Below are 15,517 nucleotides of genomic sequence, written 5' to 3' on the forward strand. Positions count from 1 at the left end.
GGGGCACCTCCCAGCGGTAGCTGGGGGACAAACGGAAGCACGGGAAGAGATGTCGGCACCCAATAAGTCGTACGACCCTGTCGAGGTCGAGGCACTGAAACCGGAAGAGATCGCCCGCAGGCGGGACGAGGCGCTCGCCGCCATCACCGCCGCCGGGGACCTCGAGGCGCTGCGCGAGGTGAAGGTCGCCCACACCGGCGACCGCTCTCCGCTGGCGCTCGCCAACCGCGAGATCGGCGCCCTGCCGCCGCACGCCAAGGCGGACGCGGGCAAGCGCGTCGGCCAGGCCCGCGGCCAGGTGAACCAGGCGCTGAAGGCCCGGCAGGAGGAGCTGGAGGCGGAGCGTGACGCCCGGGTGCTGGTCGAGGAGGCGGTGGACGTCACCCTGCCGTACGACCGCACCCCGGCCGGCGCCCGCCACCCGATCACCACGCTCTCCGAGCGCATCGAGGACGTCTTCGTGGCGATGGGCTACGAGGTCGCCGAGGGCCCGGAGGTCGAGGCCGAGTGGTTCAACTTCGACGCGCTCAACTTCCCGCCGGACCACCCGGCCCGCGAGATGCAGGACACGTTCTTCGTCCAGGGCGCGAAGGAGGGCGAGACCTCCGGTGTGGTGCTGCGCACCCACACCTCGCCGGTGCAGATCCGGTCGATGATCGACCGTAAGCCGCCGATCTATGTGATCTGCCCGGGCCGCACCTTCCGCACCGATGAGCTGGACGCCACCCACACCCCCGTCTTCAGCCAGGTCGAGCTGCTGGCCATCGACGAGGGCCTGACCATGGCCGACCTCAAGGGCACGCTCGACCACATGGTGCGGGCGCTCTTCGGCGAGGGCATGACCACCCGGCTGCGGCCGAACTTCTTCCCGTTCACCGAGCCGTCCGCCGAGATGGACATGCTGTGCTACGTGTGCCGCGGCGCGTCCGTGGGCAACCCGGACCGGCCCTGCCGCACCTGCTCCAGCGAGGGCTGGATCGAGCTGGGCGGCTGCGGAATGGTCAACCCGCGGGTGCTCATCGCCTGCGGTCTCGACCCGGACCGGTACAGCGGCTTCGCCTTCGGCTTCGGCATCGAGCGGATGCTGATGTTCCGGCACAACGTGGAAGACATGCGAGACATGGTCGAGGGTGATGTGCGCTTCACCAGGCCCTTCGGGATGGAGATCTGATGCGGGTCCCGCTTTCTTGGCTGCGGGAGTACGTCGACCTGCCCGCCGGTGAGACCGGCCGTGACGTACAGGCCAAACTCGTCGCCGCCGGGCTCGAGGTCGAGACGGTCGAGCAGCTCGGCGCGGGGCTCAAGGGCCCCCTGGTCGTCGGGCAGGTGCTGACCATCGAGGAGCTGGAGGGCTTCAAGAAGCCGATCCGCTTCTGCACCGTGGACGTCGGGCAGGCCAACGGGACGGGTGAGCCGCAGGAGATCGTCTGTGGCGCCCGGAACTTCTCGGTCGGCGACAAGGTCGTGGTCGTGCTGCCCGGCGCCGAGCTGCCCGGCGGCTTCGCGATCTCCGCGCGCAAGACCTACGGCAAGGTCTCGCACGGCATGATCTGCTCCAGCGACGAGCTGGGCATGGGCGACGACGGCGGGCACGGCATCATCGTGCTGCCGCCGGAGTACGAGGTCGGCACCGACGCCATCGAGCTGCTCCAGCTCGTCGACGAGGTCCTCGACATCGCGGTCACCCCCGACCGCAGCTACTGCCTGTCGATGCGCGGCATCGCCCGCGAGACCGCCATCGCCTACGAGCTGCCGCTGCGCGACCCGGCCCTGCTGGACGTGCCCGCGCCCAACAGCCACGGGTACCCGGTCAAGGTCGCCGACCCGGTCGGCTGCGACCGCTTCACCGCCCGCACCGTCACCGGGCTCGACCTCGAGGCGCGCTCCCCGATCTGGCTCCAGCGCCGGCTCCAGAAGGCGGGCATGCGCCCCGTCTCGCTCGCCGTCGACGTCACCAACTACGTGATGCTGGAGATCGGCCAGCCGCTGCACGCCTACGACCGCTCCCGGATCACCGGGGCGATCGGGGTGCGCCGCGCGCAGCCCGGCGAGAAGCTCACCACCCTCGACGGCACCAAGCGCGTCCTGGACGCCGAGGACCTCGTCATCACCGACGAGAGCGGGCCCATCGGCCTCGCCGGAGTCATGGGCGGCGCCAACACCGAGATCGCGGACAGCGCCGCCGACCCCGCGTCCGGCCAGGTGGCGGGCACCACCGAGGTGGTCATCGAGGCCGCCCACTTCGCCCCGGTCCCGGTCGCCCGCACCGCCCGCCGCCACAAGCTGTCCTCCGAGGCGTCCAAGCGGTTCGAGCGCGGTGTCGACCCCGAGGCCACCTCGGCGGCGGCGCAGCGCACCGTCGATCTGCTGGTGCTGCTCGCGGGCGGCACCGCCGAGGTGGGCGTCACCGAGATCATCGCGCCCAGGGCCCCGCACACCATCACCCTGCCCGCCGACCACCCGGACAAGGTCGCGGGCGTGGCCTACGGCCGCGAGACCGTGGTGCGGCGCTTCCAGCAGATCGGCTGCGACGTCTACGGCGCCGACGACCTCACCGTCACCGTCCCCAGCTGGCGGCCGGACCTCACCGACCCCAACGACCTGGCCGAGGAGGTCATCCGGCTCGAGGGCTACGAGAACCTCCCCTCGACCCTGCCCCGGCCCCCCGCCGGGCGCGGGCTGACCGAGCGTCAGCGGCTGCACCGCAGGGTCGGCCGGGCGCTGGCCGGGGCCGGCTACGTCGAGGCGCTGAACTACCCGTTCCTCGGCGAGGAGGTCCTCGACCAGTTCGGGCTGGCCGCCGACGACCCGCGGCGCGATCTGGTCCGCCTGGTCAACCCGCTGTCGGACACCGAGCCCGCGCTCCGTACGACGCTGCTGCCCGGGCTGCTCGGCGCGCTGCGCCGCAACGCCGGCCGCGGCGAGCACGACCTGGCGCTCTTCGAGACGGGTCTGGTCTTCCGCGCCACCGGTGACGAGCCGCCCGCGGCCGTCCTGCCCGTCGACCGCCGTCCCACCGACGAGCAGATCGCCGGGCTGAACGCGGCGCTGCCGCACCAGCCGCGCCGCGCCGCCGTCGTCCTCGCGGGCGACCGCGAGCAGGCCGGCTGGTGGGGCAAGGGCACCCCGGTGAGCTGGGCCGACGCCGTCGAGGCGGGCCGGGTCGTGGCCCGCGAGGCGGGCGTCGAGCTGATCGTCCGCCAGGACCAGCAGGACCCCTGGCACCCGGGCCGCTGCGCCGCGCTCCTGGCCGTCGTCGACGGCCAGGAGATCCTCGTCGGCAACGCCGGTGAGCTCCACCCCCGGGTCACCAAGGCCCTGGGGCTGCCCGAGCGCACCTGCGCGATGGAGATCGAGCTCGACCGTCTCGAGCAGGCCGGTGCCGGCCGCGTGGAGGCGCCCCACGTCTCCACGTTCCCGGTGGCCACCCAGGACGTCGCGCTGGTCGTGGACGCGTCCGTGCCCGCGGCCGAGGTCGAGAAGGCGCTGCGCGAGGGCGCGGGGGAACTGCTCGAATCCCTCCGCCTGTTCGACGTCTTCACCGGTGAGCAGCTCGGCGAGGGCAGGAAGTCGCTGGCCTACGCGCTGCGCTTCCGCGCCCCGGACCGCACGCTGACCGCCGAGGAGATCGCCGCGTCCCGCGACGCCGCGGTGTCGGCGGCCGCCGACCGCACGGGCGCCACCCTGCGCGGAGCCTGACGGCGACCGGCTCCCGCCGCTCGCCGTGAACACGGCGATGGGGCGCGTCCCGCATCGGGGCGCGCCCCATCGCCGTTTTGGCTTCCACGGTGACCGTCACGGACCGTGGCCGTCGTCCCGCTGCCAGACCAGTCTGACCGTGAAGTTCCCCTCGGCCGCCGTTTTGGCGATCACCGCTCCGGCCTCGGCGTTGATCTTCACGCCGAGTTCGACTTCGACCGTGCTCGGCGGGCTGGGGAGCGTGGTCAGCCGGTCCAGGAGGGTCGCGGCGGCGGCCCGGACCTGGTCGAAGCTCTCGCCCAGCGTGCGTGCGGCAGTTCCCGCGACCTCGCCCGGCCGGGCGGCGCGCACGATGCCGGAGGCGGTGTGCTCGACCTCCACCACCACCGCTTCCGCGCCGCCCGAGTCCTCGGAACCGTTCAGCGGCACCCGGATGAGCTGTGTCTCGGCCATGCGTTCCCTACCCCTTCCTCGTGCACAGCGCTCCCCGGTACGCACCGGGGGGCAGCTTCTCGCCGACGGCCGGCGGCAGCGTCTCGTCGCCGAGGATGTCGCACAGATGGGCCATCCACCGGCTGGCCTCGGGAGCCGACGGGCGCTTGGCCGGTGTCGCGGTGGGGCGGCCGGAACTGGTGGTGGGTCCGGGCAGTCGGCGCAGCGGATCGCCCTTGCCGGGGCCGACGACGGCGACCAGGCCGCGCTCCGACAGGACCGCCGACGGGGCGTCGCCCGTGCCGAGCAGATCGATCTGCCATCGGCTGTCCACTCTGGTGAGGAAGCCGTCGTCCGCGGAGCCGCCGGACACGCCGGACACGGAGGACGCGGAGGACGGGACGGAGGCGTTGGGGCTTCCTCCGTAGACCAGGATCCGTGAGCCGCCGGTGGAGATGGTGACCCCGGTCACCGTCTCCTGCTGGGAGGAGCGCTTCTGGCGGAGCAGCCGTCCGCCCGGCAGTTGGTAGACGGACAGCCGGTGGTCGACCTTCAGATCGCCGATACGGGTTTCCGTGACGGCCGCCCGGGTGAGGTCCGGGCTCACGTCCACCACCACCGAGTTCTTGGCCGAGCGCTTGAAGGCGAAGAGTTGGTGCCCGCGCGGTGACGACCCGCTCAGGTCCCACCGCTTCACCGAGAGGGTCGACTCCAAAGACGCTCCCATCGTCTCGTTCAGCGTGATCAGGCGTTTTCCGCCGTCGTCCAGCCACAGCGCGGTGACCGCCTCCGGCAGGCCGGGCATGGTCTTCTCGATCCGGCCGGTGGTGGTGTCCCAGAGCACGAGTCGGCCGTCTTCACCGAGGAGGCCGGTCTGGCCCAGCAGCACCGAGCCGTCGGGGGAGAAGGCGAGCCGCGCGTACGTCGTCGGCACCGTGAAGCCGGGGATGTCGGGGAGTTCCAGCTCGGGGAACTTCAGGTCGGGGAATCCCGGTATCTTCCGCGACAGGTCCGGAATCGGATCACCCTTCTCGGGGCGCTCCAGCGTCCGGTCCTCTCCGGTACGCACGGTATACAGGTGCACCGGCAACCCGCGCGGGTCCTTCGGCGAAGTCGGCTGCCCGCCACCGGATTCGAACGAGAGCGGCGCCTTGGCCATGGCCACCAGGGAGCCGTCCGGGCTGACCGCCGTGACGTCCGCGTCGTGGCCGGCGGGCAGTCGGCGCCGTACCCCACTGCCGGTGCGTTCCAGCACGACCACCTCGCCGGCGGCGTTCCGCGAGGCGATCACCTGCCCCTCGGAATCGATGAGGGACGAGCTCGGCAGGGGGCCCGTCATGTCCGTGAGGAGTGCGTTCACCGACGTGTACCGAGGGGCGAGCAGGTCGGCGAAGCCGTACCGCCCGTACATCTCACCGAGGCGCGCCCGGGTCTGCTCGGTGTCCTGCGTGCGGTAGGCGCGCACGGCCAGCAGCAGTGCCGTGTACGCGGCCCCGGTGTCGGTGGAGCCGGTCTCGGCGTCGCGCGACTGCTGGAGCAGGACCCGGGACGCCCGGGTGGCCGAGTCCGTGGTGACGTCCTGTTGCCAGGACCGGACCGCCAGCCCCAGAACGCCCCCGATGAGGGCGAGCACGACGACGAGGGCGACGATCACGGTACGGCGGCGCTGGGCGCCGCGGACGCTCGCCTCGATGTATTCCTTCTCCGCGGGAAGCAGCTCGTCCTGGCGTCGCGCGTGCCACTCCCGGGCGTCCCGCAGATCCGCCCCTCGCAGCAGCCGGCCCCGGGACCGCTTGTCGGCGGCCCACGCGGCGATGCGTCGGCGCAGATCCTCCTGCCACACCCGGAAGCCGCGGTCGGCCTCGAAGAAGGCGCGCAGTCGGCTCCAGTGCGTCAGCAGCGTCTCATGGGCCAGTTCCACGGTCTCCTCGGGCGGCCCGTCGCCGGGGCGGTACTCCTCGCCGGGCACGACCAGGCGCGTGGTCATCAGCCGCTGGGCGATCCGCCACTGCTCGGGCGGCAGTTCGGAGCGGGTCAGGGTGCGGCGGGTGGGCTCGACCCGGCCGTCGCCGGGGTGGGCGAGCTGGACGAGCAGCGTGCGGGCGGCCCGGTGCTCCTCCTCGGTGAGGGCGCCGGTCCAGATCTGTTCCGCATGGGTCACCAGCGCGTCGTTGACGCGGCCCAGGGACTCGTACGCGGCGTGTCCCATGACGCCCCGCCGTTGGCGCTCCCACAGCTTGGTGAGGGTGAACTCCAGCAGGGGCAGCCGGCCCGGATCGCTGCCGAGATCGGCCAGGATCCGGTCCACCAGCCCCGGCTCGTAGCGGACGCCGGTGTGGAGCAGCGGGCGCTCGATGGCCGCGCGCAGCTCCTCGTCGGACATCGCGCCCACGGTGAACAGCCGGTCGCCCGCGAACAGCGGGGCGAGCCCGGGGTGGTGGAGGGCGGGGGTGAGGAAGTCGGCGCGCAGGGTCGTGACGACCCGCAGCCGGGACCCGGGGTGCAGAGCGTGCCCGAGCGCGGCCGCCAGCGCGTCCAGCTCCGCCCGCTCGGTACCGATGAGCGCCTCCTCGAACTGGTCGGCCACCACGAGCAGCCGGTCCTTGCCCTGACGCTGGAGCAGCCGGTCCACGACCGCGGGCAGTTGGCCCGTGCGCACCAGATCCGTCAGCCCGGGCAGCCCGGTCAGGCGGGCGGTCTCGGTCAGGTCCGGTTCGAGGCGCGGAAGCAGGGCCAGGGCCAGGGCGGTGAGCGGGCTCCGGCCGAGCTGTCCGGGGCGGAAGGCGATGATTTCCAGGTCCCGGCGGCCGCGCAGCCGCGGCAGTGCCCCGGCATGCAGCAGGGAGGACTTGCCGCAGCCGGACGGGCCGACCAGGCTGATCGCCGGTGCGTAGCCGAGCAGGTCGACGATGCGCCGGGCCGGCTCCTCCCGGCCGTGGAACAGCCGGGCGTCGCGCTCCTCGAAGGGCTCCAGGGCCCGGAACGGGCAAGCGGGCAGCGCCGTTTCGCCCAGCGTCGACGAGCTCTCGCGCAGCGTCTGCGTCGGGATGAGATAGGCCGTGCGCACATCCGGCCTGTCATCGGCGGCGACGACCATTCCGACCACGCCGCCCTCGGCCACATCCCAGACCGGAGCGCCCGAGAAGCCGGTTTGTACGCGGTGCTCGCTGGACGAATCCGTGTCGTACTGCAACCAGCCGGCGCCGGTCCGACCGCGCAGCCAGCCGACGCTCCATGCGCCGTCGTCGTAGGCGGTGGGAAAGCCGAAGGTGCGCACGCGGCGGTCCGGTTCGGCCACGTCCTCAACGAGCCGGGCCACCGTCGCCCTGGCGGGCGGATCGGTGAGCAGGCGCAGGACGGCGACGTCTCCGGATCCATCGGCCCGGACCGGGGTCCAGGAGGCGATCCGCACCTCCATGCGCCGACCGGCCTCCGCCAGGGGGAAGTCGACCCATAATCGCCCGGCCGGTGGCTCCGCGAGCGGGTCGGACGGGATGCCCAGCGCTCTGGCCACGACATGGGCGCAGGTGATCACTTCACGGTATCCGCTGAGGAACCCCGCCCCCTCGGGCCGCCCGTCGGCGCCCAGAATCCTCACCACCGAGGCGTCACTCGGCGCGGCTGTTTCCTGTTTCACGAGGCCCCCCACACTCGGTCAACAGCTGAGGGGCAGTCGCGTACGCACCGCCTCCCCCAAGCGATGAATGACACAAGTGTGACCACGCTCACCTCGTACGGCAATCCAATTGGCGACAGCCGACACCGCGTCCGCGGTACGGCGGCGTGTTCGGGTGGGTGCCCGGGACGCGGTCACCCGATCAGGTGAGATGCGGAGGCGGCTGGTCCAATTGGCAGAAGCTGTCGCAAGAATCGTGCCGGTCGTACGGCCCCTGCGGGACCGACCGTCCGGGGGCCCGGCCGACCGCCTCATTGGCCGGCGTTGGGGGCGACACATGATCGGGACATCGGCAGTCGGCGGCGCGTTCGTACGGAGGGCACGGAGCCTGCGGGCGGCCGCCCGCGCCGTTCCCTGTCTGTGGGTGCTCGGCGTCATCTGCTGGGAGCTGCTGACCCCGCACCACACCGAGGTCGTCCCCCTCATCGCCGCCGCGCCCGCCATCGCCTGCGCGAGCGGCGGCCGCCGCGGACGCGTGCTGCTGCTCGGCGGCGCCGGTCTGCTGTTCGCCCTCGTGCCCGCGACCGCGCTGGAGCCCGACGGCGAAGTGACGGACCCGCACGCCCCGCTGGTCACCTGCTGCGCCATCGTCGGCGTGGCCCTCGGCGGCTATCTCACGGCGGGCCGCAAGGTGCGGCTGGTCCGCGAGCTGGAGGAGCTCCGGACGGTGGCCGCCGCGGCGCAGGACGTGGTGCTGCGGCCGCTCCCGGCCCGGCTGAACGGCATCGAGCTGGCGGGCGGCCATCTGTCGGCCAGCCGGGGCGCCGCCGTCGGCGGCGATCTCTACGAGGCGCTGGCCACCCCGTACGGCGTCCGCGTCATCATCGGCGATGTGCGCGGGCACGGCCTCCCCGCGATCGGCACCGTGGCCGCCGTCCTCGGCAGCTTCCGCGAGGCCGCCCATGAGGAACCCCGGCTCAGCGAGGTGCTGCGGCGGCTCGACCGCGCCCTGGAGCGCCATCTGCGGGGACGCGCCGACGGGGAGTGCCCGCTGGAGCGCCATGTTGACGAGGAGTTCGTGACCGTCCTGCTGCTGGAGGTGGACCGGGACGGCGAGGTCACCGCGCTCAACTGCGGCCACCCCTGGCCGTACCGCCTCCGCGAACAGCCCGTGGGCCCGGCCCTGGCCCGGCAGACCGCACCCGGCGAGGTGCTGCCCCCGCTCGGCCTCTTCCCGCTCCCCGCCGAACTCCCCACCGCCCACTGGGGCTCCCTGGAGACCGGCGACACCCTGGTGCTGCACACCGACGGCGCCGAGGACGCCCGCGACGCCCAGGGCACGTTCTTCCCGCTGCGCCGCGCCCTGTCCGAGGCCGCGGGCGCCGGACCGCTCGTCCCCGCGGCGGTCGTGGCGGGGGTGCGCGCGGCGCTGCTGCGCCACACCGGCGGCCGGCTCGCCGACGACGTGGCGCTGCTCGCCCTGCGCTACGACCACTGCCCGCTCTCGACCCCCACGGCCCTCACCCGCCCCGCCGCCGACGCCCACCGGGCGTGAGGGGGCATCCGGCGGGCCGTGACGCCTGCGGCGGGCTGTTTCCCCTCCCCGCCCCTTCCCGACACCTGTCGATATGCGGCTCCGCCGCGTGCGGGGCTGTGCCCGAGACCCGGGCTGCGCCCCTTCCCGCGGCATCGATATGCGGCTCCGCCGCTGGCTCCGCCCCGAACCCGGGGGTCCAGGGGCGGAGCCCCTGGTATCGGGAAGGGGCGGGGAGGGGAAAGTCCCACCGGGCCTGGAACGGCCCGCTCCCGCCGCCCGATTCACACCCCGTGCGAATCGCCCTCCATTACGCTGGCGCCACCGAGCGCTTCGGGAGGGCGAGATGGAGCCCAACACACTGCTCGACTCCGTGCTCGACGAGGCCGGAGTCTCCCACGCGGGGCTGGCCGCGCATGTCAACGAGGCGGGCCGGGCCCGGGGGATGAAGCTGCGGTACGAACACACCGCGGTGGCCCGGTGGCTGAAGGGCCAGCGGCCGCGCGGCCAGGTGCCCGACCTCATCTGCGAGGTGCTGGGCGAGCGGCTGCACCGCGCCCTCACCCTGGACGACATCGGACTCGGCACCCCCGGCAGCGCCCGCGGCCCCGCCACCCCGCTCTCCGGATTCGTCGAGCGCGCCACCGCGCTGTGGCGCTCCGACGAACAGCAGCGCCCGCATGTCGTCGAGGCCCCGGCGGTCACCGGCACCCCCGCCGTCATTCCGGTGTGGGAGTGGGAGAACCCTCCCGAGGACTCCGATGTCTCCCGGCGCGGGCTGACCCGCGTGAGCATGACCGACATCGAGACGCTGCGCGCCGCCCGCGCCCACTACGAGCAGATGTACCGCAAGGCCGGCGGTGTCGCGACCCGGACCCGGGTGGTGGGGTTCCTCAACTCCGAGGCGGCGCCGCTGCTGCGCGGCGCCTACGCCGACGACACCGGCCGCCAGCTGCACCGGGCGACCGGCGGCCTGGTCGCCATCGCCGGGATCTGCGCCTACGACTCCAACACCCACGGTCTGGCCCAGCGCTACTTCCACCAGGCGCTGCGGCTCGCCAAGGCCAGCGGCGACCGGGGCCTGGGCGCGTATGTGATAGCGCTGCTGGTCAACCAGTCGCTCTTCATGAAGGAGTACCGGCAGGCGGTCGCCTTCGCCGAGTCGGCGCTGCGCGCCGCGGGTTCCCAGATCACCCCCGCGCTCGCCGCCGACCTCTACGCCATGCAGGCCAAGGCGTACGCCCGGCTCGGCGACGGCGCCGGGGCGCTGTCCTGCATCCGGCGCGCCGAGACCGCCGCCGACCGGATCAGACCGGGCCAGGAGCCCGATGAGACCGGCTACGTCCAGCCGGGTCTGGTGAACGTCCAGGTGGCCGAGGCGCTGTTGAGCCTCGGCGACCTCGGTGGCGCCCGCGAGCACGCCACCGCCGCGGTCGGCACCCCCGCCCACGACCGGGGCCGGGTGCACCGGCTCGCCATGCTCACCCATATCGAGCTGCGCCAGGGCGAGGCGGACCGGGCGGGCGCCACCGCGGTGGAGATGACCGAGCGGGCGCGGGGCATGGAGTCCCAGCGGTTACGCGACCGGCTGCGGGCGGTACGGGAACACCTCGCGGCCAGCGGAAGCGCCGCTACGGCCGAGGCCGCCGAACTCATCGACGGGGCACTGCGCGTTCCTCTGTGACCGCGGTTCCGCTCGCGGGTCCGCACTCTCGTCAGCGGGTGGCCCAGGATGGCCTCCCGTGCGACGAAAGGTGGCTGACAGTGCGCTGGAAGAACCTCAGGGAGCGGACCGTGTACGAGAACCGATGGTTCCGGGTCAACCTCGCCGATGTCCGGCTCCCCGACGGACGTCAACTCGACCACTATCTGATCCGGCTGCGCCCGGTGGCCGTGGCCACCGTGGTGAACGCGGCCAACGAGGTGCTGCTGCTGTGGCGGCACCGGTTCATCACCGACGCCTGGGGCTGGGAGCTGGCCGCGGGCGTCGTCGAGGACGGTGAGGACATCGCCGACGCCGCGGCCCGGGAGATGGAGGAGGAGACCGGCTGGCGGCCCGGCCCGCTGCGCCATCTGCTCTCCGTCGAGCCGTCCAACGGGCTCACCGACGCACGGCACCACATCTACTGGGCCGAGGAGGCGTCGTACGTCGGGCACCCGGAGGACGACTTCGAGTCGGACCGCCGCGAGTGGGTGCCGCTGAAGCTCGTGCCCGATCTGGTGGCGCGGGGCGAGGTGCCCGCGGCCAACATGGCGGCCGCGCTGCTGCTGCTCCACCACATCAGGCTCGGCTAGGCCGGGCCGCCGGTCGTCCTGGCTAGTGTCCCGCCGCCTGCCATACCGCGACGGCCAGGGCGGACACCCCGGTCAGGGCGGCGATGGAGGGCAGCGGCCAGCGTCCGTGCTCCAGACTCCGTAGCCGCCCGCCCAGTTGGTTCACGTCCTCCTCAGCCTGCTCTCCACGGTGGTCGAGCAGGGCGAGCCGGCCGTCGACGCGGGTGAAGCCCACTTCGACGGTCCGGCGCAGTTCCGCGAGCTCCACGGCTAACGCGGCTTGCTCGGGCTCGGTGGTCACGGGTTGATCCCCTTCCGGATGTAACGTCCATGCGCTGGTGATGCTCCGAGTCAAGCGCATGCCCAGGTGGTGCGGGAGCGTGTGTGGGGATGGTGTGTGAGTCACCGGCGCACACCCCGTGCGAAAGGCGGGTACTCAGCGGGAACTCGGCGGGTACTCATGGCGGACGGCGGTCGGGGGAAGAGACCACGAGGGGCGGGCGGACCGGATGGAGCGGATCCATCCACAGGCCGGACAGGTCGGACAGAAGGGACGGATGTGCAACTGATCGCCGCTCCGATGTGGGAATTCGGCGCCGACCAGGGAGTGCGGCAGTTCGCCGAGCTCGGCGTCGCGCTGGTGCTGTCCACCCTGATCGGGCTCGAGAGGGCGGTGCAGCAGAAGAGCGCCGGGCTGCGCACCCACACCCTGGTGGGTGTGGGCAGCGCGCTGTTCATGCAGGTCTCCCAGTACGGCTTCAGCGATGTGCTGTTCCGCGACCACGTCGGCCTCGACCCCTCGCGGGTGGCGGCGCAGGTCGTCTCCGGCATCGGCTTCATCGGCGGCGGCCTGATCTTCGTCCGGCGGGACGCCGTCCGCGGACTGACCACCGCCGCGACCGTCTGGCTGACCTGTGCGGTGGGCATGGCCTGCGGCGGTGGTCTGGCCCTGCTGGCCACCGCCGCCACCGCGGCGCACTTCCTGGTGATCCGGGGCTATCCGCTGCTCACCCGCCGGCTGCCGACCGTCTGGTCGGCCGAACGGGTGGAGTTGCAGCTCTCGTACCGGGTGGGCGCCGGACTGCTGCCGCGCGTGCTGGAGCTGTGCACGGCCGCCGGGTACAAGGTGCTGCGGGTCCGGGTGGACCGGGCACCGTGGAAGGGCCGGGACCGCACCACCCGGATCGTCCGGGCCGAGGAGGAGGCCCGGCCCGCCGATACGGGCGTCGCCGAGGTGATGCTCGCCCTCGAGGGCACCGGGGACGTCCTGCGGCTGGTCGGGGAGATCTCCGAGCTGGACGGCGTCCTAGGCGCCGACGCGGGCCACGACCTCGACGGCTCGGACTGACGATCTCGCATCGACGACGTCAGATCAGACCCCGCATCGACGAGGTCAGAGCCCCCGCGCCCGGAGGCGGCGCAGCATCCGCGCGTCGTCGAACCCCACGTCCCGCGCCGCGGCCGTCACCGTCGCCCCCTGGCCGATCAGATGCTCCGCGCGCTCCAGCCGCAGCGTCTGCTGATAGCGCAGCGGGGTGAGGCCGCCGGTGGCGCGGGTGAACAGCCGGGTGAGGGTGCGTTCGCTGACCCCGGCCCCGACGGCCAGCCGCGCCAGCGACAGCGGTTCGGTGAACCGCGCGTCGATGACGTCCTGGACCCGGTGGACCACGTCGTCCAGGTGGGCGCGGTGCCGCAGCATGGCGCTGGCCTGCGGTTCATCGCCGTTGCGGCGGGCGTAGACGACCATGTTCCGGGCCACCTGGGCGGCGAGCGCCGGTCCGTGCCGCACGGCCAGCAGATGCAGCGCCAGATCGATACCGCTGGCGATGCCCGCCGAGGTCACGACCCGGTCGTCGGTCGTGAACAGCACGTCCCGGACCACCGTCGCCCGGGGGTGCCGGGCCGCCAGCTCGTCCTGGAGCTCATGGTGGGTGGTGCACCGGCGGCCGTCCAGCAGTCCCGCCCGTCCCAGCGCCAGCGCCCCGGCGCATACGCTGGCCACCGTGCCCCCGGCCGCGTGGTGGGCGCACAGCCGCTCCAGCGACTCCGGGCCGGGAGCCCGGCCGCCGTGCGGTGGTGAGATCCGCCAGCCCGGCACCACGACCAGGTCGTCCGGGCCCGTCGTGGGCCACTCGGTCCGCGCGTTCAGCGTCAGGCCCTGGGCGCTCGGCACCAGCTCCCGCTCGGCCACATAGCCGAGCTCGTAGGGCAGCCCGAGATCCGCCGCCGTGCCGAAGACCTGGGCCGGTCCGGCCAGGTCCAGCAGATGGACCCCGGGCACCAGCACGAACACCACCCGGCTCATGCCGCGGAGGCTCCCGGCTCCGCCTCCAGCTCGGCCACCGTGGCGATCCGGGCGAACCGGTCGCGCAGCACCGCCTCCGTACGCTCCACGATCGCCTCGGCGCTCAACGCGCCGAGCGGATGGGTCGTGGTGGCGTCGGTGACGAACACGACCCCGTACCCCAGATCGCTGCCGACCCGGGCGGTGGTCTCCACGCACTGCTCGGTGCGGATCCCGCAGACCACCAGCTCGCCCACGCCCGCCTCGGTCAGCAGCCGCTGGAGCCGGGTGGTGGTGAAGGCGTTGTGGGCGGTCTTGTGGAGGACCGGCTCGCCCGGAACCGGCGGCTCCAGCTCCTCCAGAAGCCGGATCCGCCCCTGCTCCGGGTCGAACGCGCCCCCGCTGCCGGGTTCGGTGTGCAGCACCCAGATCACCTGGTCCCCCTCGGCGCGGGCGAGGCGGACCAGCCGGTTGACCGGATCGGCGATCCTCGGATTGGCGATCCGCTCCCAGGACGGGAGGGCGCGGAAGGATTCCTGGACATCGATGACGATCAGCGCTCGCTTCATGGTCCCCAGTCTGACCAGGGAAGAACGCCCTCGGCCAGGCACGATCGGGGCCGGTGGCGGAACGATCCGGTCAGCGGCGCCGTCATCGGGAACGAGCCGTGTGCCCGATCAGTACGAGTAGAAGCCCGAGCCCGTCTTGCGTCCCATCCGGCCCGCGTCCACCATCCGCAGCAGCAGCGGGGGAGCGGCGTACAGCGGCTCCTTGTACTCCTCGTACATCGAGTCCGCGATCGCCGCGATGGTGTCCAGGCCGATCAGATCGGACAGCTTCAGCGGGCCCATCGGATGGGCGCAGCCCAGCTCCATGCCGTTGTCGATGTCCTCGCGGCTGGCGATCCCGGACTCGAACATCCGGATGGCGGACAGCAGATACGGGATGAGCAGCGCGTTGACCACGAACCCCGCGCGGTCCTGGGCGCGGATGGCGTGCTTGCCCAGGATGTCGGCGACCAGTGCCTCGGAGCGCTTGATGGTCTCGTCACCGGTGGTGAGCGCCGGGATCAGCTCCACCAGCGCCTGCACCGGCGCCGGGTTGAAGAAGTGGATGCCGATCACCTGGTCCGGGCGGGAGGTGGCGACGGCCAGCTTGACCAGCGGGATGGAGGAGGTGTTGGAGGCGAGGATCGCGTCCGGGCGGGTCACCACCTGGTCGAGGACCTGGAAGATCTCGGTCTTGATCTGCTCGCTCTCGACGACCGCCTCGATCACCAGATCGCGGTCGGCGAATTCCCCCAGATCGGTGGTGAAGCTCAGCCGGTCCAGCGTCGCGTCGCGCTGCTCCTCGGTGATCTTGCCGCGCTCGGCGGCCTTCCCGAGTGAGTTGGTCAGCCGGGTACGCCCTATCTCCAGGGCCTCGCCCGTGGTCTCCGCGACCATGACCTCCAGGCCGGATCGGGCGCACACCTCCGCGATGCCCGCACCCATCTGGCCACAGCCCACCACTCCGACGCGTTCGATGTCGGTCACATCGTGCCTTTCGCTGGTCCAACCGTCCGTTGTGTCGTCCCCCTGTCGCCCCAGACGTTACCCTCCGGTTATCGGTAGGGGGCGGGGGGGGGGGGGGGGGGGGGACCCCCCCCCCCCCCCCCCCCCCAAAAGGGGCGCACCCC

The 15,517-nt window shown here is 72.8% G+C and carries 12 protein-coding genes; 6 read left to right on the forward strand and 6 right to left on the reverse strand.

Annotated elements, in window-relative coordinates:
- Positions 1-49: 49 nt before the first annotated feature.
- Together pheS and pheT are read left to right on the forward strand one after the other, a co-directional pair.
- A complete protein-coding gene (pheS, locus tag ACT2CW_RS43785; RefSeq protein ID WP_138916662.1) occupies positions 50-1,171 on the forward strand; it encodes a phenylalanine--tRNA ligase subunit alpha in 1,122 nt (373 codons plus the stop codon).
- Positions 1,171-3,699 (forward strand): phenylalanine--tRNA ligase subunit beta, encoded by a 2,529-nt coding sequence (pheT, locus tag ACT2CW_RS43790; protein WP_445520639.1) that lies wholly within the window; start codon positions 1,171-1,173, stop codon positions 3,697-3,699. The genes pheS and pheT overlap by 1 nt, the downstream gene beginning before the upstream one ends.
- 96 nt (positions 3,700-3,795) lie before the next feature.
- Here the strand turns inward: pheT and ACT2CW_RS43795 are convergent, their stop codons facing one another.
- Entirely contained in the window at positions 3,796-4,152 is a 357-nt protein-coding gene (locus ACT2CW_RS43795) for a CU044_2847 family protein (protein WP_445520640.1), read from the reverse strand.
- Between the two features lie 7 nt (positions 4,153-4,159).
- Complete coding sequence (locus tag ACT2CW_RS43800; RefSeq protein ID WP_445520641.1) at positions 4,160-7,768, reverse strand: nSTAND1 domain-containing NTPase; 3,609 nt, start codon at positions 7,766-7,768, stop codon at positions 4,160-4,162.
- 316 nt (positions 7,769-8,084) lie between these two features.
- On the opposite strand from ACT2CW_RS43800, the gene ACT2CW_RS43805 reads away from it, so the two are divergent.
- From ACT2CW_RS43805 to ACT2CW_RS43815, 3 genes are all read left to right on the forward strand, one after another.
- Positions 8,085-9,302 carry a PP2C family protein-serine/threonine phosphatase gene (locus tag ACT2CW_RS43805; RefSeq protein WP_445520642.1) on the forward strand — a complete coding sequence of 406 codons (1,218 nt, stop codon included), beginning with the start codon at positions 8,085-8,087 and terminating at the stop codon, positions 9,300-9,302.
- 325 nt (positions 9,303-9,627) lie between these two features.
- Positions 9,628-10,965, forward strand: coding sequence for a transcriptional regulator (locus ACT2CW_RS43810; RefSeq protein ID WP_138916657.1), 1,338 nt, complete (start codon positions 9,628-9,630; stop codon positions 10,963-10,965).
- A gap of 80 nt (positions 10,966-11,045) precedes the next feature.
- Positions 11,046-11,576, forward strand: a complete 531-nt coding sequence (locus tag ACT2CW_RS43815) for an NUDIX hydrolase (RefSeq protein WP_037961561.1) — start codon at positions 11,046-11,048, stop codon at positions 11,574-11,576.
- Between the two features lie 22 nt (positions 11,577-11,598).
- On the opposite strand, the gene ACT2CW_RS43820 is transcribed toward ACT2CW_RS43815, so the two are convergent.
- Positions 11,599-11,856, reverse strand: a complete 258-nt coding sequence (locus ACT2CW_RS43820; RefSeq protein WP_138916656.1) for a hypothetical protein — start codon at positions 11,854-11,856, stop codon at positions 11,599-11,601.
- A 279-nt stretch (positions 11,857-12,135) separates the two neighbouring features.
- Here ACT2CW_RS43820 and ACT2CW_RS43825 point away from each other — a divergent pair, with 279 nt between their 5' ends.
- Complete coding sequence (locus ACT2CW_RS43825; protein ID WP_164433122.1) at positions 12,136-12,903, forward strand: MgtC/SapB family protein; 768 nt, start codon at positions 12,136-12,138, stop codon at positions 12,901-12,903.
- Between the two features lie 45 nt (positions 12,904-12,948).
- Here the strand turns inward: ACT2CW_RS43825 and ACT2CW_RS43830 are convergent, their stop codons facing one another.
- The 3 genes from ACT2CW_RS43830 to ACT2CW_RS43840 all read right to left on the reverse strand — a co-directional run bounded on the left by ACT2CW_RS43830 (position 12,949) and on the right by ACT2CW_RS43840 (position 15,374).
- Complete coding sequence (locus ACT2CW_RS43830) at positions 12,949-13,860, reverse strand: GlxA family transcriptional regulator (RefSeq protein WP_445520643.1); 912 nt, start codon at positions 13,858-13,860, stop codon at positions 12,949-12,951.
- The gene (locus tag ACT2CW_RS43835; protein ID WP_182469731.1) at positions 13,857-14,408 is read right to left on the reverse strand and encodes a cysteine hydrolase family protein; all 552 of its coding nucleotides are present in this window, start codon (positions 14,406-14,408) and stop codon (positions 13,857-13,859) included. Before ACT2CW_RS43835 ends, ACT2CW_RS43830 begins: the two co-directional genes overlap by 4 nt.
- Positions 14,409-14,516: 108 nt before the next feature.
- Complete coding sequence (locus tag ACT2CW_RS43840; RefSeq protein ID WP_182469730.1) at positions 14,517-15,374, reverse strand: 3-hydroxybutyryl-CoA dehydrogenase; 858 nt, start codon at positions 15,372-15,374, stop codon at positions 14,517-14,519.
- Positions 15,375-15,517: the final 143 nt, after the last annotated feature.

Source organism: Streptomyces sp. NEAU-174, assembly GCF_052665095.1.

Coding starts and splice junctions, on each gene's coding strand:
- pheS (WP_138916662.1), top strand. CDS start 50: ATGTCGGCACCCAATAAGTCGTACGACCCTGTCGAGGTCGAGGCACTG.
- pheT (WP_445520639.1), top strand. CDS start 1,171: ATGCGGGTCCCGCTTTCTTGGCTGCGGGAGTACGTCGACCTGCCCGCC.
- ACT2CW_RS43795 (WP_445520640.1), bottom strand. CDS start 4,152: ATGGCCGAGACACAGCTCATCCGGGTGCCGCTGAACGGTTCCGAGGAC.
- ACT2CW_RS43805 (WP_445520642.1), top strand. CDS start 8,085: ATGATCGGGACATCGGCAGTCGGCGGCGCGTTCGTACGGAGGGCACGG.
- ACT2CW_RS43810 (WP_138916657.1), top strand. CDS start 9,628: ATGGAGCCCAACACACTGCTCGACTCCGTGCTCGACGAGGCCGGAGTC.
- ACT2CW_RS43825 (WP_164433122.1), top strand. CDS start 12,136: ATGTGGGAATTCGGCGCCGACCAGGGAGTGCGGCAGTTCGCCGAGCTC.
- ACT2CW_RS43830 (WP_445520643.1), bottom strand. CDS start 13,860: ATGAGCCGGGTGGTGTTCGTGCTGGTGCCCGGGGTCCATCTGCTGGAC.
- ACT2CW_RS43835 (WP_182469731.1), bottom strand. CDS start 14,408: ATGAAGCGAGCGCTGATCGTCATCGATGTCCAGGAATCCTTCCGCGCC.